Below are 21141 nucleotides of genomic sequence, written 5' to 3' on the forward strand. Positions count from 1 at the left end.
CGGCCGCGGCGGAGCTCGGATTATTCGTACAAGCCCGGACGGCGGTCGGCGAATACCGGAATCCGCCCGCGCACCTCATCCGCGAGGTCGAGGTCGATCTCGGCGGTCACGATCGTCTCCTCTTCTCCCGCTTCGGCGACGATTTCGCCCCAAGGATCGACGATCATCGAATGGCCGAAGAAACGGGTGGTTCCGCTGACGCCCGTCCGGTTGCAGGCCACGACGTACATCTGGTTCTCGATCGCCCTCGCCTGAAGCAGCGTCCTCCAGTGATGCAGGCGCGGATGCGGCCATTCAGCCGGCACGAACAGCACCTTCGCCCCGTCCAGGGCAAGCTTGCGAGCCAGCTCGGGGAAGCGGATGTCGTAGCAGATCATGACGCCGGCCGGACAGCCCTCGAGCGTAAAGCGTCCCGGCTTCTCTCCCGCTTCGAGATGAAGATGCTCATCCATCAGCTTGAAAAGATGGATCTTCGAATATTCGGCGATCTCGTCCCCGTGCCGATCGAAGCCGTAAACCGTGTTGGTGACCGTCTTCGGCCGTTCTCCCCCGCCATCTTCGCGAAGCTCCGCGATCGAACCGGCGATGACGTTGACGCCGTGGCGCTTGGCGAATTCGGAGACGAAGGCCCGAGTGCGAACGCCCGCGGGGTCGGCGAGCTCTCGGATCCGCTCGAGCGCGTAGCCGGTATTCCACATCTCCGGCACGAGAATGACGTCCGGCTTCGGGTCGGCGGCGACCGCCTCCTTGAGCCGCTGTTCGAGCCTTGCGTAGTTCTGCTCCGGATAACCGGCGTCGATGTGCATCTGAATGAGCGCTAGGCGCAGAGGATTAGGCATAGGGGAACTCTCCTTCGAATTCATGGCCGCCGGCAGGCGGCCTTTTCCCCATCGTACCTTATTTCAGGCGAACGCGACAAGACGAGGTATTCCTTCTTTTCCGATTGATAATAGAAGCTTCGTTATGCTACATTCATTTTATCTCTTTTCCTTAATCGCGGAACGAAAGCGGAGTGACATACCGACCATGACGATACGAATCGAACCGGCGCAACGCCTGAAGACGCTGCCCGAGCAATTTTTCGCGGCGCTCGTCGCCAAAGCCAACGCAAGAGCGGCGACCGGCCGCGATGTGATCAACCTGGGGCAGGGCAACCCGGACCTTCCGACTCCGCAAGCGGTCGTCGAGAGGCTGAAGCGCGCCGCGGATAATCCTCTCTATCATAAATATCCGCCGTTTCGCGGGTTCCGTTTCCTTAAAGAAGCGGTGGCCAAGCGCTACAAAGAAGACTATAACGTCGATCTCGATCCCGACACGGAGGTAGCCGTGCTGTTCGGAGGCAAAACGGGGCTCATCGAGATCAGCCAATGCTTGCTGAATCCCGGAGACGTCTGCCTCGTTCCCGATCCCGGCTATCCGGACTACTGGTCCGGCGTTGCCCTGGCGGAAGCGAGGATGGCATTCATGCCTCTGTTGGAGAGCAACGGCTTCCTTCCCGATTACGAAGCGATTCCCGCTGCCGAGCTGGAGCGCGCCAAGCTGATGTTCCTGAATTACCCGAACAACCCGACCTCGGCGGTAGCCACTCGCTCTTTCTATGAAGAAACGGTTCGCTTCGCCGAGAAGAACGGCGTGGTCGTCGCCAGCGACTTCGCTTACGGCGCCATCGGCTTCGACGGCAAGCGGCCGGTCAGCTTCCTCGAGACCCCGGGCGCGAAGGACGTCGGCGTCGAGTTCTATACGCTCTCGAAGTCGTACAACATGGCAGGCTGGCGCGTCGGGTTCGCACTCGGCAACAAGACGATCGTCGAGATGCTGAACCTGATCCAGGATCATTATTATTGCAGCCTGTTCGGGGGCATTCAAGAAGCCGCGACCGAGGCGCTGGCCGGCCCACAAGACTCCGTGGCCGCGCTTGTCCGCACCTATGAGAACCGCCGTAACGCCCTGTACGAAGGCTTGGCGGACATCGGCTGGCAAGCCTTGAGACCGGCGGGCTCGTTCTTCTGCTGGCTGCCCGTTCCCGAAGGCTTCACTTCGATGTCCTTCGCCGACAAGCTGCTCGAGGAAGCGGACATCGTCGTCGCTCCGGGCAACGGCTTCGGGGAGCACGGAGAAGGATATGTCCGCCTCGGCCTGCTTGCGCCGGAGGAGCGGCTTCGCGAGGTGGCGGAGCGCATCGGCCGGCTGAAGCTGTTCGTTTAATTCGGCGCTCCGGATCGTCCTTGCAGGGCCTTCTTTCCTTTACAAGGCCGTGCGGCGCATGGTATTCTTAACATTAATATGAAGCCGCCGGAGCAAGGCGGTTTAAGCTCAAACGCAATGACGGGGAATGAAGCGGAACCGTATCGCCCAGAGATCGAATTCCACGGCTGGAAGAATTCGACGACAGCGGCCGCTTCTCCCGCCCCCGAGCGGTCGGCGACGAGCCGGACAGTTCCCTGCTGTTACCAGGATGACAAGCGGATGCCGTTCCCGTTCCTCAGGAGCGCTGCGGCATCAATAAAGGTGGTACCGCGGAAGGAAACTTTCGTCCTTTGATGTTGGAGGATGAGAGTTTTTTTGCGTTATTCGGAAGGTTTACGCTTCTTGCTTACCCATTCCCGAATAACCTCCGCAATCCTGCTTCAGCGCCCGGAGGAACGCCCCAGTCGTTGTCGCTTGGTTCCGGCGCTCTTCTCCCCTACCCTAACCGAAGCATATGAGAGGATCGTGAAGGCTATGAAACGGCGAATCGTCGTCAAGATAGGAAGCAGCTCGTTAACCTCCGAAGAAGGAGGGCTCAGCCGCGAGCGGGTTCGTTTCTTCGCTTCCGAGATTGCCCGCCTGCAGCAGCAAGGCTATCAGGTCCTGCTGGTCACCAGCGGCGCGGTCGCGGCCGGCTTCAAGCGCATCGGCTACGCAACCCGTCCCAAGCTGGTCTACGAGAAGCAAGCCGCGGCGGCCGTCGGGCAGGCGCTGCTGATGGAAGCTTACCAGGAAGCCTTCTCCGCCCACGGCATTACGGCCGCCCAGATCCTGCTTACCCGGCCGGACTTCAGCAACCGTTCCCGTTCGCAGAACGCGGAGAGAACGATCGAGGAGCTGCTGCGGCTGAACGTCGTGCCGGTCATCAACGAGAACGACACCGTCGCCATCGACGAGCTCAAGTTCAGCGAGAACGATACGCTGTCCGCCCTCGTCGCCGCCTTGGTCAAGGCGGATGAGCTGTACGTGCTGACCGATATCGAAGGCTTGTACACCGCCGACCCGCGCAAGGACCCGGACGCGAAGCGAATCGATCGAATCGACGTGATCTCCGACGATCTGTACCGAATCGCCGGCGGCGCGGGCTCCTCCGTCGGGACGGGCGGCATGCGCTCCAAGATCGAAGCGGCCCGCATCGCGATGGGCGGCGGCGTCTCCACCTTCATCGGCCGCGTCACGGAGCCGGGCGATCTGCTCAAGGCGGCGGAAGGCGCCGGACGGGGCACCTACTTCACCACCTCCCTTCATTCGCTGCCGGCGAAGAAGAAGTGGATCGGCTACCTCTCGGTACCGCAAGGCCGGATCGTCGTGGACGCCGGCGCGGAGGAAGCGCTGCTGAACGGCCACAAGAGCTTGCTGCCCGCCGGGATAACCGGGGTCAGCGGAGAATTCCACCCGCGCGACGTGGTCGAGGTCGTCAATGCCGCGGGGCGCGCGCTCGGTCGGGGAGTCAGCAACTATTCTTCCTGGCAGGTGACGGCGGCCGCGGGCTTGTCGAGCGACGAGGCGTTACGGCGGGTCGAGCCTTCCCGCATTGAAGTGATACATCGAGACGAATGGGTCACGACCCACGTTAAGGAGGCGTCAGAAGCATGAGCGAAGTGAGAACGAAGGCCGCGCTGGCCAAGGAAGCCGCGGCGGCCATGAACAAAGCGACGACGGAACAGAAGAACGAAGCGCTCCTGCGAATGGCCGACGCGTTGATCGAAGGTCAGGCCGTTATCCTGGAAGCGAACGAGAAGGACATGAAGAACGGCGCGGCGAACGGCACCAGCGCCTCCCTGCTCGACAGGTTGAAGCTGAATCCGAGCCGTATCGAGGCGATCGCGGAAGGCTTGAGGCAGGTAGTCGACCTTCCCGATCCGGTCGGAACGGTTCTGGAGACGATCGATCGGCCCAACGGCCTTCATATCGAGAAGCATCGCGTCCCGATCGGCGTCATCGGCATGGTCTATGAAGCCCGTCCGAACGTGACCGTCGACGCGGCGGGCCTGTGCCTGAAGACGGGCAACACCGTCGTCCTGCGCGGCGGCTCGGCGGCTCTCGAGTCCAATCGAGCCATCGTTCGGCTGATGAGGGAAGCTCTCGAGTCGACCGCTCTTCCCGTGGAGGCCCTTCAGATGATCGAGGATGCCAACCGGTCTTCCGTCGACGAGATGCTGAAGCTGAACGGCTTGCTCGACGTCATTATCCCGCGCGGCGGCGCCTCGCTGATCCAGAACGTCGTGCAGAACGCGACGGTTCCCGTCATCGAGACGGGCGCGGGCATCTGCCATACGTACGTGGACGAGACAGCCGTTCCTAGGATGGCGGAGGAGATCGCGCTCAACGCCAAGGTTCAGAGGCCTTCCGTGTGCAACTCGATGGAGACTCTCCTCGTCCACGCCTCCTATGCCGAGAAACACTTGGCTTCCATGGCCGAAGCTTTCCGCGCCAGAGACGTGGAGATTCGCGGCTGCGAACGCGCAAGCCGGCTCATTTCTTGGGCGAAGCCCGCAACCGAGAAGGATTACGCGACCGAATACGGCGATTACATCCTGAACGTCAAGATCGTCGACGATCTCGATCAAGCCATGGCTCATATCCGCCGCTTCGGCACGATGCATTCCGAATGCATCGTCACGGAGACGAGCGCGAACGCGGACCGTTTCCTGGCGGAGGTTGACGCGGCGGCGGTGTACCACAACGCATCTACCCGCTTCACCGACGGCTTCGAGTTCGGCTTCGGCGCCGAGATCGGCATCAGCACCCAGAAGCTGCACGCGAGAGGACCGATGGGCCTTCCCGCTCTTACCTCGACGAAATACCGGATTCAGGGCTCCGGGCAGGTCCGCGGATAACGAGGACCTGGCCCGAGCGATTACGAGCCGTCGGATTGGGAGATCATCCATGAAGCGGCACTCATTCGAAATGCAGGAGTGAAAGATGACATGACGAAGCAAACCGTCTCTCGTTTAAAAGATAAAACGATTGTTTTCTATGGCGCGGGCTCGATGGCCGAAGCCATTATTCGCGGGATCGTCGAGACGGGGGTCGCGACCCCGGCCAACATCAAGGTGCTGAACCGTTCGAACGGCGACCGCTTGATCGAGCTTCAGCAGAAGTACGGCGTCGTTCCGGCGCTTACCCCGGAACAGAAGAACGCCGCCCTGGCGGAATCGGACCTGGTGGTGCTGGGCATCAAGCCGAAGGACTCGGTAACGGCGCTGCTTGCTCTCAAGCCGCTGCTGCGACCGGAGCAGCAGATCGTCTCCCTTGTCGCCGGCTTGTCGATCCAGACCATGCATCAATTGCTGGAGACCGAGCAGCCGATCATTCGGACGATGCCGAACACCTCGAGCTCCATCGGGCTCGGCGCGACGGGCATCAGCTTCTCCGGCTCCGTTCCCGAGGATGGCCGATCCCTTGCTCTGGAAATGTTCGGAGCGATCGGACTGGCGACCGTCGTCGAGGAGAGCCTGCTGCAGACCGTTACGGCCGTTTCGGGCAGCGGACCGGCCTACATCTACTTCATGATGGAATCGATGATCAGCGCCGGCATCGCGCAAGGGTTGGCTCCGGAAGCCGCTAGGGAGCTTGTCGTGCAGACCGTGCGCGGCGCTGCCGAGATGGTTCGGCTGACCGGCGAAGACCCTGCCGACCTGAGACGCAAGGTGACGTCTCCGAACGGAACGACGCAGGCCGCGATCGAGACGCTCGATCGGCTCGGCTTCCCGGGCGCCGTTCGCCAGGCGATGGATCGCTGCGCGGAACGCTCGGAAGAGATGGGGCGGGCTATCGCGGATGAGGCTTTGACTCGTTAACATTCATTTTCTTGGAGAGCAGGAGTTGATAGACATGAGCACCAGCAAACCCGCAGCACCCGGTTACAGCACCGCTACTTATCGTTTATTCGACGATAAAGCCGACTTCGCCAAGAAAGCCGAAGGAATCGCCGTCGGCCTGACCGTCGGAAGCTGGACCGAGCTTCCGCAGGTCGCCAAGCAGCGAATGGAGCCCTATCTGGGGCAGGTCGTCTCGGTCCAAGCCCATGAACCGGAGAACGCCGCCCCGGGCGAGCGCTATGCGGATATTACGATCGCCTACCCGGATCTGAACTTCTCGAGGGATATCCCCGCCCTCTTGGTCACGACCTTCGGCAAGCTGTCGATGGACGGCCGAATCAAGCTGCTCGACCTGAACCCGTCTTCCGCCTTCCTCGAAGCCTTCTCCGGACCGAAGTTCGGCATGCAAGGCGTTCGCGAGAAGCTCGGCGTGACGGACAGGCCTCTTCTGATGAGCATCTTCAAATCCGTGATAGGATACGATCTCCCGAATCTGCACGAACAGTTCCTGCAGCAGGCCTTGGGCGGCGTCGACCTGATCAAGGACGACGAGATTCTGTTCGAGAATCCGCTCACCCCGTTGGAGCGCCGCGTGGAGACGTGCGTCGATGCGGCGCGCGAAGCCGAGAAGGTAACCGGCCAGAAGCTGATCTACTTCACGAATCTGACCGGGCCGACGTCCAAGCTGCGGGAGAACGCTCGCCGCGCGATCGACGCGGGCGCGAACGGCCTGCTGTTCAACGTTCTGGCTTATGGGCACGACGCGCTCACCGAGCTTGCTAACGATTCGTCCATCAACGTGCCGATCGCCGCTCATCCGGCGCTCGCAGGCGCTTATTATCCGTCGCCTTACCATGGCATCGCGGCCCCGCTTCTGCTAGGCAAGCTTGTCCGGATCGCGGGCGCGGACCTGTCCCTCTTCCCTTCCCCTTACGGCTCGGTCGTCATGCCGAAGGAAGAGAACCTGGCCGTGCAGGCGAACCTGCTGGACCCGTCCCTTCCGTTGAAGGCGGCCTTCCCGGTCCCATCCGCGGGCATTCATCCCGGCCTCGTGCCGCTGATCATGCGGGACTTCGGCGAAGCCGTCGTCGTCAATGCGGGCGGCGGCGTGCATGGACACGCCCAAGGAGCGGCGGCGGGCGGCCGCGCGTTCCGCCAAGCGATCGATGCCGTTCAGGCGGGAGTCGGCCTGTCCGAATACGCGAACGATCACGAAGAGCTTCGTCTCGCCATCGAACGTTGGGGGGTACGGGAAGCATGACGACCGGCACGACCCGCAGCCTGACTAAGCCTCCCGTCCTGTTCTGCGACTTCGACGGAACGATCACGCTCAGCGACAATATCGTCGCCGTGATGCAGCACTTCAAGCCGGAAGGCGTAGAAGACATCATGAAGGACATCGTGTCGTTCAAGAAGTCTCTGCGCCAGGGAGTCGGCGAGATGTTCGCCCTCTTCCCTTCTTCCATGAAGCAAGAGATTACCGACTTCATTCTGAATACGGCGGGCATTCGCGAAGGCTTCCCCGAGCTTCTCGAATGGTGCAAGAAGCACGGCGTCGAATTCTACGTTACCAGCGGCGGGATCGACTTCTTCGTCTATCCGCTGCTTGAGCCATTCGGAATCCCGCGCGACCATATCTTCTGCAACGGCAGCGACTTCAGCGGAGAACGCATCGAGATCCTGTGGCCTCATCCCTGCGACGAGCACTGCAAGAACGATTGCGGCATGTGCAAGGCGGCGGTCATCCGCCGTTATCCGAAGGAAGATTACAGCCGCATCCTGATCGGAGACAGCATCACGGACTTCGAAGGAGCCAAGCTGGTCGACCTCGTCTTCTCCCGCTCCCACTTGACGGAGAGATGCCGCGAGCTGGGCCTTCCGCACATTCCGTTCGAGAACTTCCACGACATCGTCCACTACCTGGAGCAAGGAGACTGGAGAAAATGAGCGAGCATCCGAGCAAGTCCATCCTGTTGGAGGAGAAGCAGCGCGTCTATCGGGAGCTCGACCGGGTGAAGTCCGACTTCGCTTCCCGCGGCTGGTTCCCCGGCACGAGCGGCAACCTGTCGATGCGCGTCGGCGGGTTTAGCCCGGAACAATTCACCTTCGCCGTCACGGCAAGCGGCAAGGATAAGGCCGCTTCGACGCCGGAGGACTTCCTTCTCGTCGACGAGAAGGGAGCCCCTTGCGAGCCGACCGCGCTGAAGCCGTCCGCCGAGACGCTGATTCACTGCGAGATCTACCGCCAGACCGGATGCGGCGCTATTTTCCATATTCATACCGTCTACAACAGTCTCGTATCGGAGCTGTTCTGGGACCGCAAGTCCGTTCCGGTCGAAGGCGTCGAACTGATCAAGGCGTTCAACATCTGGGACGAGGAAGCCGTCATCGACGTTCCGATCGTCTCCAACTTCGCGGACATCCCGAAGATCGTTCCGGAGGTGCGCGATCGCTTGGACAAGCGCATTCCGGGCATCCTTCTTCGCAAGCACGGCATTTACGCATGGGGTCGCGACGCGTTCGAAGCCCGAAAGCATCTCGAAGCGTTCGAGTTCCTGTTCGAATACGTTTATAAGCTTAAGCTTGTCCAAGGACGTTAATGAGTTCCGCGACCGACGCCGACTTCGACAAGTACTCGGATCTGTTCGGCAACATGGTAAGCACCCCCACCTTCTAATAAGCAACAGAAGAACGCCAAAAAGCACATGCGAATGACGCATGGGCTTTTTTTAATACCGGGAGTCGTTTAACGATTCACATTGAGATCGGGAGCTTTGTCGGCTACGAGATTCAGAACCACTCCGTGTTCCAGATAGGCTTTCAACCCGCACAAAACGATGGTGTAGCCTCCCATGTCATCGATGGCCCGATTAACCCGCGACTCTTCGTCTCCTTCATATCCCGAAGTCGTAATCGTGACATAGGTAGTCCGATCCGCTCTGTCGACGAACCTCCATTCCGTCTCGGAGCGATCCGTCCAACGAATTCTTAGCTTTCGATTCTTCTCCAGCACGAGCACCTGCACTTCGTCCGCTGCTCCGTACATTTCCCACTCCCACCGGATCTTGCTACCGGCTTCCAATCTACCACTGCTCTTGGTGAACCAGAAACGGGTCGTTACTTCCGGGTTGATGAAAGCTTCGAATACGGCTTCGACAGACTTGCGGATCAGCATCTCCGCTTTGACGGTTGGCATGCGGTTGTCAGTTGTCATCCGATCTGTTCCTCCAATATCGATTTAATAGGTCGATTTAATAGCTACAGTATAACGAAAACCGCGCGCCGACGGAAACGATCCAGCTGGCGCGCGGTTCTCTTATGAATTGATAAAGTGCTTTACTTGCCGGTGTGCCCGAAGCCGCCTTCGCCGCGAAGCGTCTCGGACAGTTCGTCGACTTCCTCCAGCGACACTTGCGGAACAAGCTGGAACACCATCTGCGCGATGCGTTCCCCGCGTTCGATGGCGAACGGCTGCTGCCCGTGGTTAATCAGAAGCACCTTCACTTCTCCGCGGTAATCCGCGTCGATCGTGCCCGGAGAGTTCAGGCAGGTAATGCCATGCTTGTAAGCAAGGCCGCTGCGCGGGCGGATTTGGGCTTCGAGCTCTCTCGGCATCGCCATGGCGAAGCCTGTAGGAACGAGAGCCCTCTCGCCCGGCGCTAAGACTAGCGGTTCTACGACGGCCGCATGCAGGTCAAAGCCCGCCGCCCATTCGGACATTTGGCGCGGCAGGGCGATGTCCTCATTCCCCGGCAGCCGCTTCAGCTGTACTGGATACAACGAATTCCCTCCCTAATCCCTGCAATACCTTCTCTTGGGCGCCGACGACCGCGATCGCGCACGTATCGCTCATCACGCGGTCGATCATCTCGGCGACGTCGTCCTTCGTCACGGCGTCGATTCTCTCGATCATCTGGTCGAGCGTCTGGTGACGGCCCAGCATCAATTCGTTCTTGCCTTGACGGTTCATGCGGCTGCTGGAGCTCTCCAGGCTGAGAATCAGATTGCCCTTGAGCTGCTCCTTGCCGCGATGAATCTCGGCGTCGGTCAGCCCTTGCGACTTCACTTCGTTCAGCATCTCGAGCGTGAGATCGTACACGTCCTGAGTCTGCTTGGGAGCGGTACCGGCGTAGACCGTGAACAAGCCGCTGTCCGCATAAGACGTGTGATACGAGTAGACCGAATAAGCGAGTCCGCGCTTCTCCCGAATCTCCTGGAAGAGACGCGAGCTCATGCCGCCGCCGATCGTATTATTGAGCAGAATCATCGCGTACATCTTCGGATCTTGAATGGAGCAGCCCGGGAACGTCAAGCACAGGTGATTCTGTTCGGTTTTCTTCTTATGGAACAGTGCGTTCGTCCGATAGACAGGAGGCGCGAGATCGACCGATCCGCCGCGCACGTCGAATCCGCCGAAGTGCTGCTCGAGCAGCTCGACGACCTTCTCGTCCACGTTGCCGGCCAAGCTGATGACCGTATTCTCGATCGTGTATCTTCTCGCCATATAGCCGCGCAGGTCGTCCGAGGTCATCGCGTTCAGACGCTCGGCCGTTCCCAGAATCGAATAGGCGAGCGGATGATCGCCCAGCGAAGCTCGGGTGACCAGGTCGTGAACCATGTCGTCCGGCGTGTCCTCATACATCGAAATCTCCTCGATGATGACATTCTTCTCCTTGGCCAGCTCTTCTTCGTCGAACAACGATTCGAAGAACATGTCGGAGAGAACGTCGACGGCGATCGGAAGATGCTGATCCAGCACCTTGGCATAATAGCACGTATATTCCTTGGAGGTAAACGCGTTCACGTTGCCGCCGATTCCGTCGAATCGATCCGCAATCTCCTTAGCGGAATGGCGTTTGGTCCCCTTGAAGAGCATATGCTCGATAAAATGGGATATCCCGTTGTCCACCGGGGTCTCATAACGGGATCCTGTCTTCACCCAGATGCCGAACGATACGGAGCGGCTTGTCGGAATCGGTTCCACCATCACTCGCAGACCGTTCTTTAACGTAAATTTTTCCACCCATTTTCCCCCTACAGATCAATAGTAACACTATAACAAATATCCTTATTCGTCACAACCGAGGGACGAGCCATGCGAATGCCGTTTATTGCCCCTTCTTCTCTTCCTTCATCCGCTCGGTGGACAGCGTGTCCGAGACGGTTCCGGGAGTCAGCCCTTTCGACCGGATCGCGCGAATCATGCCCTTCAGCCCGTCCCGCGTCGTCTCCGTCGGATGCATCAGGATAAGCGTGCCGGCACCCGCGCGGGCATATACCTTGTTGATGACGCTGGATGCCGGCGGCTTCTTCCAATCGACCGTGTCCAGCGTCCAGAGCACGGTTTGCAGTCCTTGTTCCCTCGCGATCTCAACGGTTCGCTGATTGAAGTCTCCGGAAGGAGGTGCGAACCATTTGTTCTCCACGCCGAGCTTCGTACGGAGAAGGTTCTCCGTCTTGACGATCTCCTGCCGCTGGCGGACGGAACCGAGCGCGCTCATGTTAGGATGCGAATAAGCGTGGTTGGACGCTTCATGCCCCTTTTTAAGAATATCCTGCGCGATATCGACATGCTTGGATAGCCAGCTCCCGTCGAAGAAGAACGTCGCTTTAACCTTCTCCTCGTCCAGCGTCCTAAGAATCGAAGGCAGGTATTCTTCTCCCCAGGCGACGTTGATCATGAGACCGACCATCGGCTTGAGGGAGTTGCCGCGATATATCGGATTCGGCTGAAGGTCGGGCAGATTGACGTCAGGCTTCACTTCTCGGTATACCCATGGAAAAGAAGAACCGCCGCCCGTTCCCGCACGGAATCCCATCGATTTCGCTTTCTCGTAGGTCGCTTCCACGTCCACTTCCCGGCCATTATAGCCCGGTATCGCCTTCCATACCCGGTCCAGCGAGGCATTGACCGGGGCCTCGTATCGCTTCTTCGCTTCCGTCCGGATCCATTCTCTCAACCCGTTTAGGGTATCCTCTTCCTTCTCGTTCCCGAAGGCTCGCTCAGCCTTCGATTCGCTCTTTACCTGTTGCACATAGGCGCTAATGGGGCCATATCGGCCTGCGGCTAGGATGGCAACGAGGCATAGAAGCATCGCCGCGAGTACCATGGGCGACGTTACTCTCATTGGACCTCTGCCTCCGCTCTCTTGCGCCGTTAGGCGCTTGGTTCCGGGGATTGGCTTGGCCAATCCGCCTCGCCTCCATCCTATGCCAAAATCCGTTGTATTATGTACGGAAAGGACAAACGAGCGGGAAACGACAACGGCCGCTCCCGTTCCTCGTCCTACGAGAAACAGGAGCAGCCGTTGAATAAACTCTCTGCAATCGCTATCGGTTACCGCTTCTTCCTCTTATTGCGCGGTGTAACCGCCGTCGACAAGCAGAGTCGTGCCCGTGATGAAGGAAGCATCCTCGCTAGCCAGGAAGAGGACCGCTTTGGCCACTTCCTCCGGACGGCCGAGGCGTCCCATCGGATGAAGGCTGATCAGGTGCTCGTTAATCGCCTCGTTCCGGCCGGCGATCAGCGGCGTATCGATATAGCCCGGGCAGATGGCGTTCACGCGAATGCCTTCCTTCGCGTAATCGATTCCCAGCGATTGCGTGAGAAGCTTCACGCCGCCCTTGGCCGCCGCATAGGCGGTAACGCCGCCTTTGCCGACGTGGCTATGGATGGAGCCGCAATTGACGATCGCGCCGCCCGAGCCTTGCTTTAAGATCTGCTCAATAACGTATTTGTCGCACAGGAATACGCCGGAGAGGTTGATATCGATCGTGCGCTGCCACTTGTCGTAAGGAAGCTGATGACCCGGAGCGTCGTTCGCGATGCCGGCGTTCGCGAACAGAATGTCGATCCTTCCGAACTTCTCGACCGTCGCTTGAACCATCGCTTGAACGTCCGCTTCCTTCGTGACGTCCGTTTTCGCGAACAGCGCTTCGCGTCCTTCGGAGCGCAGCTCTGCCGCAACGGCTTCCCCTTTCTCGGAGAAATCGGCAATGACGACCTTGGCGCCTTCCGTAGCGAACAGCCTCGCCGTCATCTCTCCGATTCCGCTCGCTCCGCCCGTTACGATCGCGACTTTATTCTCAAATCTCATGGTTTACCCTCCCGCTATTCGTTATCTTGCCGTAGCGCCGCCGTCGATCACGTGCTCGGCGCCCGTTATATAGGATGACTCGTCCGAAGCTAGGAACAGCACGAGATTGGAGACGTCCTCCACCGTCCCGAGCCGCCCCATAGGCGAAGTCGACTGGCCAAGCTCCTGCTCGGATTGATGCGTTTGCTCGGATGCGTATTGCGCCATGGCCGTGTTGATATAGCCCGGATGAATGGAGTTGACGCGAACGCCCGTCCCCGCGAACTCGATCGCGGCATCCTTCGTCATCGTGCGAACGGCGCCTTTGCTCGCCCCGTACATCGCGTGGCCCGGAGCTCCGATGAGGCCGGCAATGGAAGAAGCGTTGATAACCGATCCCTTCTTCCGCTTCGCCATGACGGGGATGACGTGCTTCATCCCGAGGAACACGCCCGTCACGTTGATGTTCAGCATGCGATTCCATTCTTCGATGGTCGTCTCGAATAAGGGCTTGATGACATAAATTCCGGCGTTATTAAAGAGGACGTCTATCGTTCCGTAAGCTTCCACGGCTTCCTGCACGACTCTCTTCCAATCGTCTTCGCTGCTGACGTCATGGCGGAACGCAATCGCTTCGCCGCCGTTCTTGCGAATCAGCTCGACGGTCTCCGCTGCGCCCGCTTCATTAATATCGGTAACGACGAGCTTGGCTCCTTCATTGGCGAAACGGATGGCGGTCGTTCTTCCGATTCCCGTGCCGCCCCCGGTAACAAGCGCGATTTTGCTCTCCAAACGCATGGATGCGCACCTTCTTTTGCTGAATAGGATACTTTCGCTTAATGCTCCTTGCCCTTTTATTATAGGCTTGCTTTGTGTAAAATTAAATTAACGATATGTTAGATCGACTTAATTTTTGATTAAGGATTGAGAGCCCATGAATATCGATCAATTGGAATACATCCTGGAGATAGCGAAGACCCGATCCTTATCTGCGGCAGCGAACAACTTGTACGTCTCCGTACCGGCTCTTAGCCAAGCCGTCACCCACCTGGAAACGGAGCTCGAGGTCAAGCTGTTCGAACGTTCCCGTGCGGGTACGGTTCCGACGGCGGAAGGGCAAGCCCTCCTTCAGCGTGCAGCCGTCATCTTGGAGAAAATCCGCGAGTTCAAGGAAGAAGCGAGAAGCTTCTCCGAGACGCTCAGCGGCGAATTGAGGCTGGCCGCCATTCCCGGACCCATGTCCCATCTCGTAAAGACGCTTGCCGGCTTCAAGAGGGATTACCCAAATGTTCGAATCGAGGTCTCCGAGATGAGCTCGCAAGAGATTATCCGCGACCTTGAGCAGCACAAAGTGGATCTTGGCCTTATTGTTCTCTATGAGGACTTGAAGCATGTGAGGGACCAATTCGAATTCGTCAAGGTAATCGATGCCAAGCTCATCTGCTTCCTGAACAAGAGCCACCGTCTGGCGCATCAGCAAGCGGTTCGGATCGAAGACTTCCATCGCTACCCGATGGTCCTCTACAAGGAAGATTACCTGATCTGGTTCATGGAGCAGTTCGGAAGGCTTCACGGCCCCGCCAACGTCGTGTTCACCTCGAACAACGTCAATGCCATCATCGGCGCGCTTCGAGAGGAGATGGCCTTCTCGATCGGTCTGGATTACACGTTCCGCAATGGATCCGTCTACGAGGGCTTGACCGAAGATATGGCTTATAAGGAGATGGAAGTGCCGAGCAACCTGCCCGTGCAGCTTGGCTGGGTCACGCATCGGAACGCTGCCGAATCAAGGATATTGAAGCTCTTCATCGATCGTTTAAAGCTTCAATTCCTGAACGATACCTAAAAAAGCGCTCCTCTCTGCAAGCTGCGGCCTTTTAGCCGGACTTCCAGAGGGAACGCTTTTTTTACGCTTTCGCATTCAAAGTAATGACGGACGCAAAAAAAGAGACTGACAGGATCGGTCTCTTCTCTCTTCTTGCTTATTACTTCACTTCTTCCGGACTGAGCAGCACCTTACGGGAGAGGTTGACTCGGCCCATCGCGTCGATCTCGGTCACCTTGACCTGGATCTTGTCGCCGATGTTCACGACGTCTTCGACCTTCGCGACTCTCTCGTTAGCCAGCTGCGAGATGTGAACGAGGCCGTCTTTGCCCGGCAGAATCTCGACGAAAGCGCCGAACTTCTCGATGCGCTTGACCGTTCCGAGATAGATCTCGCCGACCACCACTTCGCGGACGATGCCTTCGATGATGGAACGCGCCTTCTCGTTGGCTGCCGCATCCGCGGAAGCGATGTAGACCATGCCGTCCTGCTCGATATCGATCTTGACGCCTGTCTCTTCGATAATCTTGTTGATGACCTTGCCGCCCGATCCGATGACGTCGCGGATCTTGTCCGGGTTGATTCGCATCGTGACGATCTTCGGAGCGTATTGGCTGAGCTCTTCGCGCGGCTGCTGGATGACTTCCATCATCTTGCCGAGGATGAACATGCGTCCTTCCTTCGCTTGCTCAAGCGATTGCGTCAGAATGGAGCGATCGATTCCGTCGATCTTGATGTCCATCTGAATGGCGGTTACGCCCTTCGACGTTCCCGCGACCTTGAAGTCCATATCGCCGAGATGGTCTTCCATCCCTTGGATATCGGTCAGGATCGTGAAGTGTTCGCCGTCCTTGATTAGACCCATGGCCACGCCGGCTACCGGAGCCTTGATCGGAACGCCCGCATCCATCATCGCGAGAGTACTCGCGCAGATACTTGCCTGGGAGGTAGAGCCGTTCGATTCCAGCACTTCGGAGACGAGGCGGATCGTGTACGGGAATTCCGCTTCCGAAGGAATGACCTTCAGCAGGGCGCGTTCCCCGAGTGCGCCGTGTCCGATCTCGCGGCGGCCCGGCGGACGAAGCGGACGAGCTTCCCCGACCGAGAACGGCGGGAAGTTATAATGATGCATGAAGCGTTTCGTTTCTTCCGTGCCGATGCCGTCGAGAATCTGAACGTCCCCGAGCGGTCCCAGCGTACAGATGCTGAGAGCTTGCGTCTGGCCGCGCGTGAACAAGCCGGAGCCATGCGTGCGAGGCAAGATAGACACATCCCCGGAGATCGGGCGGATCTCGTTCGGCTTGCGGCCGTCCGGACGCACCTTGTCGTGAGTGATCAATCGGCGAACTTCGTTTTTGACGATATCGTACAGGACTTCCTTCACGTCGGCCAGCTTCTCCGGCGTCTCCGCATACACGGCGGTAAAGTGTTCTACGGTCTCGTCGTTAATCGCGTCGATGGCTTCTTGGCGGGCATGCTTCTCTTCGATGCGGACCGCTTCGACCAGACGCTGCTGAGCGAAGGCGTTCACTTCTGCCGCAACGGCAGAATCCACCTCGTGAAGCTTCACTTCCATCTTCGGCGTTCCGGCAACGGCCGTCAGCTTGTCGATCGTATCGACGATCTTCTTGATCTCTTCATGGCCGAACATGATCGCTTCCAGGATGTCCATCTCCGGCACTTCGTTGGCTTCCGCTTCGACCATCATGATCGCGTCGCGGGTACCGGCGACGACGACATACATGTCGCTCTTCTCTTCTTGGGCGACGGTCGGATTGATGATGAATTGGCCGTCGATACGACCGACGACAACGCCTCCGATCGGTCCGTTGAACGGAACGTTGGAGATCGCCAGGGCAGCCGAGGTGCCGATCATCGCGGCAATCTCCGGCGAGCAGTCCTGATCCACGCTCATGACCAGGTTCACGATCTGAACGTCATTCCGGAAGCCTTCCGGGAAGAGCGGACGGATCGGGCGGTCGGTCAAACGGCTGGCCAGGATCGCTTTCTCGCTCGGACGTCCCTCGCGCTTGATGAATCCGCCCGGGATCTTGCCGACGGAATAAAGACGTTCTTCATAGTTGACCGTCAACGGGAAGAAGTCCAGATCCTTCGGACCGGACGACGCCGTTACGGTGGACAGCACGACGGTATCTCCATATCGGACGACGATAGCGCCGTTGGCTTGCTTGGCCAGACGTCCCGTCTCCAGAGACAGCGGTCGGCCTCCCAACAGCATTTCAACGCTTTGTGCCACTTCTATTCCCTCCTCATAGTAGACTTATGTATTTTCGACACATTACTCATTATTTCCTGCTTCTAGCTTCTTAGGCAAGCGTTCATTCGCGGACGCAACCCAATTTATTCCCGTAAAGTAGGAAAAGCAACCCGGTGTCGGTCGGGAACCCTCCCTCGCGACACGATCAGGTTGCTCTCTACCAAAGCGAATTAGCGGCGCAGGCCGAGCTTCGCGATCAGGCTGCTGTAACGGTTAACGTCTTTGTTCTTCAGGTAAGCCAGAAGCTTACGACGCTGACCAACCATCTTCAGCAATCCGCGACGGGAGTGATGGTCCTTCTTGTGGGAACGGAAGTGTTCCGTCAAGTTGTTGATGTTCTCCGTCAGGATAGCGATTTGGACTTCCGGGGATCCGGTGTCCGTCGCATGAGTCTTATGTTCCTGAATCAACTCTTGCTTGCGTTCTTGGGTCAATGCCATGATTCATTCACCTCCTGGGTTCTACTTCGTAATCGCCGTTAGCCTCGCCGACGCCGGTGAGAGCGTTCAGCCAAGCCAAGGTTCGGTTGCGTTCCTAGCTTGAGCCATGTCCGCAACGTTCACTAGTATAACATAGTCAAATGTCCGTTACAATAATGCCAATCGATTTCTCGCTTCCCGAGCATCCTTGCCGATCTGTTCGATCAGCGCGTCGAGCGACCCGAACTTCATCTCCGGCCTAAGGAAATCATGGAAAAGAATCCTGAGGTTCTGTCCGTACAAATCCCGGTTGAAGTCCAGCAGATGGACTTCAAGCTTGGGCTCTGCGGCCCCCTCTTCCACCGTCGGACGGAGACCGACATTGATGACTCCCTTGTAAGGGACGGATTCCGGATCCTCATCCAGCGTGACCGTTACAGCGTAAACCCCGTGCTTCGGAAGAAAATAGGAAAATGCGGGGTTCACGTTAGCCGTCGGAAAACCAAGCTGTCTGCCGAGCGCCTTGCCATGAACGACTTCGCCTCTGATCTCATAAGGACGGGCCAACAGCTTGGAAGCTTCCTTGCAGTCGCCTTCGGAGAGCAACTCGCGAATTCGGGAGCTGCTGACCTTGGAGCCGTCCTGGAAAACAGGCTCTACGACCTGCACATCCAGCCGTTCGCCGCCGAAATGCTTCAGCAGCTCGGCATCGCCCTGTCCGCGGTGGCCGAACCGGAAGTCGAATCCGATCACGACCGTCCGAACGCCAAGCGGAAGCAGCAGCTCCCGGATAAAGCGCTCGGCCGTTACCTGCGAGAAGGCTTTGTCGAACGACATGATAAGCGACGCTTCTACCCCATTGTCCGTGAACAGCTCCCGCTTATGTTCCATCGGCGTAAGCACCGAATGGTATTGATCGCGCCCAAGAACGACCCGAGGGTGAGGGTCGAACGTCAGAACGGCCGGCGTCTGCCCGCGCTCGCGGCCTAACTTCACAGCCTTGCGGATGACCTCGCAGTGCCCGAGATGCACGCCGTCGAAGAAGCCGATCGCGAGAGACAGCCCTTGGGGCTTAACGGCTTGTTGCGGTATGACGAAAGAGTTCGTCTGCTCATCAAACGATATTTCGTAAAGTTCCACCTGCTGTCCTCCTGGATCCCAAACTAGCCGTCCTTCGGATGGTTCGTCAGCCTTCTTCCGCGGGATGGAACACCTTGATCGGCCGAACCGTACCGCGTGCCGGATCGCTGTCGAAAAGCCCCAGAAAGACGCCATCCCCGCTTCGGTAGATTCTCCACAGCCCCTCCCGATCGGGAGGTGGAAGCAAGGACGATCCGGCAAGCGTCTTGCCTTGCAGCGCGAAGACGGCCTCGCGTTCCGGCGCTACGGTTCGCGGGAACGCGAGCATCTCATCCGCCGGCAGGAAGCGAGCGGACAAGTCGCCTTGCCGTTTCAGCTCCGCCAGATCCTCCAAGGTCACGCAATTCTCGCGGGTCAGCCCGGCGCTGGCCGTCCGGATCAGGCTGGCCATAACCGCGGGCACCCCGAGCTTGCGTCCGATATCCACGCATAGCGTTCGGATATAAGTCCCTTTCGAGCATCGTACGGAGAAGCGAACCTCCGGGTACGGTCCATTGCCTTCGATATGGAGAATCTCGATCTCGTGGATCGTGACCGGCCGGGGCTTGCGCTCGACCGTTACGCCTTCGCGCGCCAGCTCGTACAAGCGCTTGCCGTCGACCTTCAAGGCGGATACCATCGGAGGAATTTGTTCGATATCCCCCACGAAGGAAAGCACGGCTTCCGATATCTGCTCTGCCGTCAGGTGGCTGGCGTCGGCCGTCTCCACTACGTTGCCGTCGGCATCCTCCGTGTCGGTCGCAATCCCGAAACGAAGAGTCGCTTCATACGTCTTGGACATCTCCTGAAGGTATTCCACCATCCGGGTAGCCCGTCCGACGCAGATCGGGAGAACCCCGGTCACGGAAGGATCAAGCGTTCCCGTGTGACCGATTCTCTTCACGCCGAGTATCCTTCTTGCCTTGGCGACTACGTCGTGCGAAGTCCAGCCTGCAGGCTTCCAGATGCCCAATACCCCTTCTGGAACGGTTACGGAATTCTTGTTCATCCGGCCTCATCCAACGCTTTCTGGACGGCGGCGACGACTTGCGGGATCGCCTCCGAGAGAGTCGCGCCCACGCGGCAGCCGGCCGCGCGAATGTGCCCTCCGCCTCCGAATTGCTGGGCCACGGCCGATACGTCCACCACGCCGGCAGAACGAAGGCTGATCTTGACCGAATCCGGAGCCGTCTGCTTGAACAAGAGGCCGACCTCGACTCCCTCGACGTTGCGAGGATAGTTGACGAGTCCCTCCAGGTCCTCGCTCGATGCGCCGGTCTCGGCCAGATCCTCGCCGGTCACCCATAACCATCCGATTCGCTGATCCGAACTGAATTCCAAACGAGTAAGAGCCGTCTGAATCATTCGCATCTGGCCCATGGTCATGCGCTCCAGGAGAGTCTCGGCCAATTGCGGGCCGTTAGCTCCCGCGCGAAGCAAGGCCGAAGCGATCTCCATCACTTTCGCGCTCGTATTCGAGTAGCGGAAACCTCCGGTATCCGTCATGAGTCCGGTATAGATAGCCGTAGCAGCCGCTTCGTCCATGGTCATCTGCATCGTCTCGCACAGATCGTGCAGAATCTCGACCGTCGCCGCCGCTTCGAAGTCCAGCAGGTTAACGGTGCCAAATCCGTCGTTCGTCGGATGATGGTCGATGTTCAGAAGGTCGTACCCTTCCTCGAACAGCTCCTTCGACGCTCCGCAGCGTCCGAAATCCGCGCAGTCCACGCTAATCACATGCTTGAACTTGCGATCCGGGCGAGATGCCGCGGTTGCGATCGATTCGCTCTTCCATAAGTAAGCGAGCCTCGAAGGAACGGGGCCGTCGTTATACATCGTGTACGTCTTCCCGAGCTTCTCCAGCAGCCATCCGACCGCAACGGTGGAGCTGATGGCGTCCCCGTCCGGTTGGACGTGTGCCACCACCAGGAAGTCGTCCCGCTCACGAATGTAATCGGCCGCCGCCTCGAGCTGCTCCGTCCACGTCATAAGTTGCGGTTCTCCCGGTTGATCTCGGCGAGAAGCGATTCGATATGGCTTCCGTATTCGATGGAGCTGTCGAAGCGGAATTCGATCTCCGGGGTATGCCTTAGCTTCATTCTTCTGCCGAGCTCGGAGCGAAGGAAGCCCTTCGCCTTGCCGAGCGCGTGCAGGGTAGCTTCCTTCTGCTCCTCGTTGCCGAGAATGCTGAGGTATACGCGAGCGAGCGACAAGTCGTTCGTCACGTCGACTCCCGTTACCGTGATAAACCCGATGCGCGGGTCTTTGAGCTCGGTTTGGATGAGCGTGCTGATCTCTTTCTTGATCTGCTCTCCCACTCGACCTACGCGAAATTTCGCCATGCGGTATTCAC

The 21141-nt window shown here is 58.7% G+C and carries 21 protein-coding genes; 8 read left to right on the forward strand and 13 right to left on the reverse strand.

The annotated features are described in order from the left end of the window. Nucleotides 1–20 precede the first annotated feature (20 nt). Nucleotides 21–839: a carbon-nitrogen family hydrolase gene (locus tag ELR57_RS14560; protein WP_192896575.1), complete on the reverse strand. Its 819-nt coding sequence runs from the start codon at nt 837–839 to the stop codon at nt 21–23. Nucleotides 840–1026: 187 nt separating this feature from the next. Here ELR57_RS14560 and ELR57_RS14565 point away from each other — a divergent pair, with 187 nt between their 5' ends. From ELR57_RS14565 to mtnB, 7 genes are all read left to right on the forward strand, one after another. Beyond that, on the forward strand, nt 1027–2205 hold the full coding sequence (locus tag ELR57_RS14565; RefSeq protein ID WP_126959825.1) for a pyridoxal phosphate-dependent aminotransferase: 1179 nt from the start codon (nt 1027–1029) through the stop codon (nt 2203–2205). 516 nt (nt 2206–2721) lie between these two features. Then, a complete protein-coding gene (gene proB / locus ELR57_RS14570; protein ID WP_126959826.1) occupies nt 2722–3843 on the forward strand; it encodes a glutamate 5-kinase in 1122 nt (373 codons plus the stop codon). Further along, a complete protein-coding gene (locus tag ELR57_RS14575) occupies nt 3840–5087 on the forward strand; it encodes a glutamate-5-semialdehyde dehydrogenase (RefSeq protein WP_126959827.1) in 1248 nt (415 codons plus the stop codon). The genes proB and ELR57_RS14575 overlap by 4 nt, the downstream gene beginning before the upstream one ends. Nucleotides 5088–5177: 90 nt before the next feature. Next, nucleotides 5178–6050: a pyrroline-5-carboxylate reductase gene (proC, locus tag ELR57_RS14580; protein ID WP_126959828.1), complete on the forward strand. Its 873-nt coding sequence runs from the start codon at nt 5178–5180 to the stop codon at nt 6048–6050. Between the two features lie 34 nt (nt 6051–6084). Next, nucleotides 6085–7332, forward strand: coding sequence for a 2,3-diketo-5-methylthiopentyl-1-phosphate enolase (locus ELR57_RS14585; RefSeq protein WP_126959829.1), 1248 nt, complete (start codon nt 6085–6087; stop codon nt 7330–7332). Further along, on the forward strand, nt 7329–8018 hold the full coding sequence (locus tag ELR57_RS14590; protein ID WP_126959830.1) for a 2-hydroxy-3-keto-5-methylthiopentenyl-1-phosphate phosphatase: 690 nt from the start codon (nt 7329–7331) through the stop codon (nt 8016–8018). The genes ELR57_RS14585 and ELR57_RS14590 overlap by 4 nt, the downstream gene beginning before the upstream one ends. After that, nucleotides 8015–8671, forward strand: coding sequence for a methylthioribulose 1-phosphate dehydratase (gene mtnB / locus ELR57_RS14595; RefSeq protein ID WP_126959831.1), 657 nt, complete (start codon nt 8015–8017; stop codon nt 8669–8671). Before ELR57_RS14590 ends, mtnB begins: the two co-directional genes overlap by 4 nt. 146 nt (nt 8672–8817) lie before the next feature. Here mtnB and ELR57_RS14600 read toward each other — a convergent pair whose 3' ends face one another. From ELR57_RS14600 to ELR57_RS14625, 6 genes are all read right to left on the reverse strand, one after another. Further along, nucleotides 8818–9285: an SRPBCC family protein gene (locus tag ELR57_RS14600; RefSeq protein WP_126959832.1), complete on the reverse strand. Its 468-nt coding sequence runs from the start codon at nt 9283–9285 to the stop codon at nt 8818–8820. A 122-nt stretch (nt 9286–9407) separates the two neighbouring features. After that, nucleotides 9408–9851: a dUTP diphosphatase gene (dut, locus tag ELR57_RS14605; protein ID WP_126959833.1), complete on the reverse strand. Its 444-nt coding sequence runs from the start codon at nt 9849–9851 to the stop codon at nt 9408–9410. Next, the gene (locus ELR57_RS14610; RefSeq protein ID WP_126959834.1) at nt 9814–11094 is read right to left on the reverse strand and encodes a M16 family metallopeptidase; all 1281 of its coding nucleotides are present in this window, start codon (nt 11092–11094) and stop codon (nt 9814–9816) included. Before ELR57_RS14610 ends, dut begins: the two co-directional genes overlap by 38 nt. A gap of 85 nt (nt 11095–11179) precedes the next feature. Next, entirely contained in the window at nt 11180–12199 is a 1020-nt protein-coding gene (locus ELR57_RS14615) for a polysaccharide deacetylase family protein (RefSeq protein WP_126959835.1), read from the reverse strand. A 225-nt stretch (nt 12200–12424) separates the two neighbouring features. Beyond that, nucleotides 12425–13168: an SDR family NAD(P)-dependent oxidoreductase gene (locus ELR57_RS14620; protein ID WP_126959836.1), complete on the reverse strand. Its 744-nt coding sequence runs from the start codon at nt 13166–13168 to the stop codon at nt 12425–12427. 21 nt (nt 13169–13189) lie between these two features. Next, nucleotides 13190–13945 carry an SDR family NAD(P)-dependent oxidoreductase gene (locus ELR57_RS14625; RefSeq protein ID WP_126959837.1) on the reverse strand — a complete coding sequence of 252 codons (756 nt, stop codon included), beginning with the start codon at nt 13943–13945 and terminating at the stop codon, nt 13190–13192. A 136-nt stretch (nt 13946–14081) separates the two neighbouring features. On the opposite strand from ELR57_RS14625, the gene ELR57_RS14630 reads away from it, so the two are divergent. After that, complete coding sequence (locus ELR57_RS14630; RefSeq protein WP_126959838.1) at nt 14082–14993, forward strand: LysR family transcriptional regulator; 912 nt, start codon at nt 14082–14084, stop codon at nt 14991–14993. 139 nt (nt 14994–15132) lie between these two features. Here the strand turns inward: ELR57_RS14630 and pnp are convergent, their stop codons facing one another. From pnp to rbfA, 6 genes are all read right to left on the reverse strand, one after another. Beyond that, nucleotides 15133–17229 carry a polyribonucleotide nucleotidyltransferase gene (gene pnp, locus ELR57_RS14635; protein ID WP_126959839.1) on the reverse strand — a complete coding sequence of 699 codons (2097 nt, stop codon included), beginning with the start codon at nt 17227–17229 and terminating at the stop codon, nt 15133–15135. 191 nt (nt 17230–17420) lie between these two features. Then, on the reverse strand, nt 17421–17690 hold the full coding sequence (gene rpsO / locus ELR57_RS14640) for a 30S ribosomal protein S15 (protein WP_126959840.1): 270 nt from the start codon (nt 17688–17690) through the stop codon (nt 17421–17423). A gap of 147 nt (nt 17691–17837) precedes the next feature. After that, nucleotides 17838–18809, reverse strand: a complete 972-nt coding sequence (locus ELR57_RS14645) for a bifunctional riboflavin kinase/FAD synthetase (RefSeq protein ID WP_126959841.1) — start codon at nt 18807–18809, stop codon at nt 17838–17840. A 46-nt stretch (nt 18810–18855) separates the two neighbouring features. Then, the gene (gene truB, locus ELR57_RS14650; protein WP_126959842.1) at nt 18856–19797 is read right to left on the reverse strand and encodes a tRNA pseudouridine(55) synthase TruB; all 942 of its coding nucleotides are present in this window, start codon (nt 19795–19797) and stop codon (nt 18856–18858) included. Further along, the gene (locus ELR57_RS14655; RefSeq protein WP_126959843.1) at nt 19794–20777 is read right to left on the reverse strand and encodes a DHH family phosphoesterase; all 984 of its coding nucleotides are present in this window, start codon (nt 20775–20777) and stop codon (nt 19794–19796) included. Before ELR57_RS14655 ends, truB begins: the two co-directional genes overlap by 4 nt. Then, nucleotides 20774–21130 carry a 30S ribosome-binding factor RbfA gene (gene rbfA, locus ELR57_RS14660; protein ID WP_126959844.1) on the reverse strand — a complete coding sequence of 119 codons (357 nt, stop codon included), beginning with the start codon at nt 21128–21130 and terminating at the stop codon, nt 20774–20776. The genes ELR57_RS14655 and rbfA overlap by 4 nt, the downstream gene beginning before the upstream one ends. Between the last annotated feature and the right edge of the window lie 11 nt (nt 21131–21141).

Origin of the sequence: Cohnella sp. AR92, assembly GCF_003990975.1 — a bacterium.
Taxonomy (GTDB): Bacteria; Bacillota; Bacilli; order Paenibacillales; family Paenibacillaceae; genus Cohnella.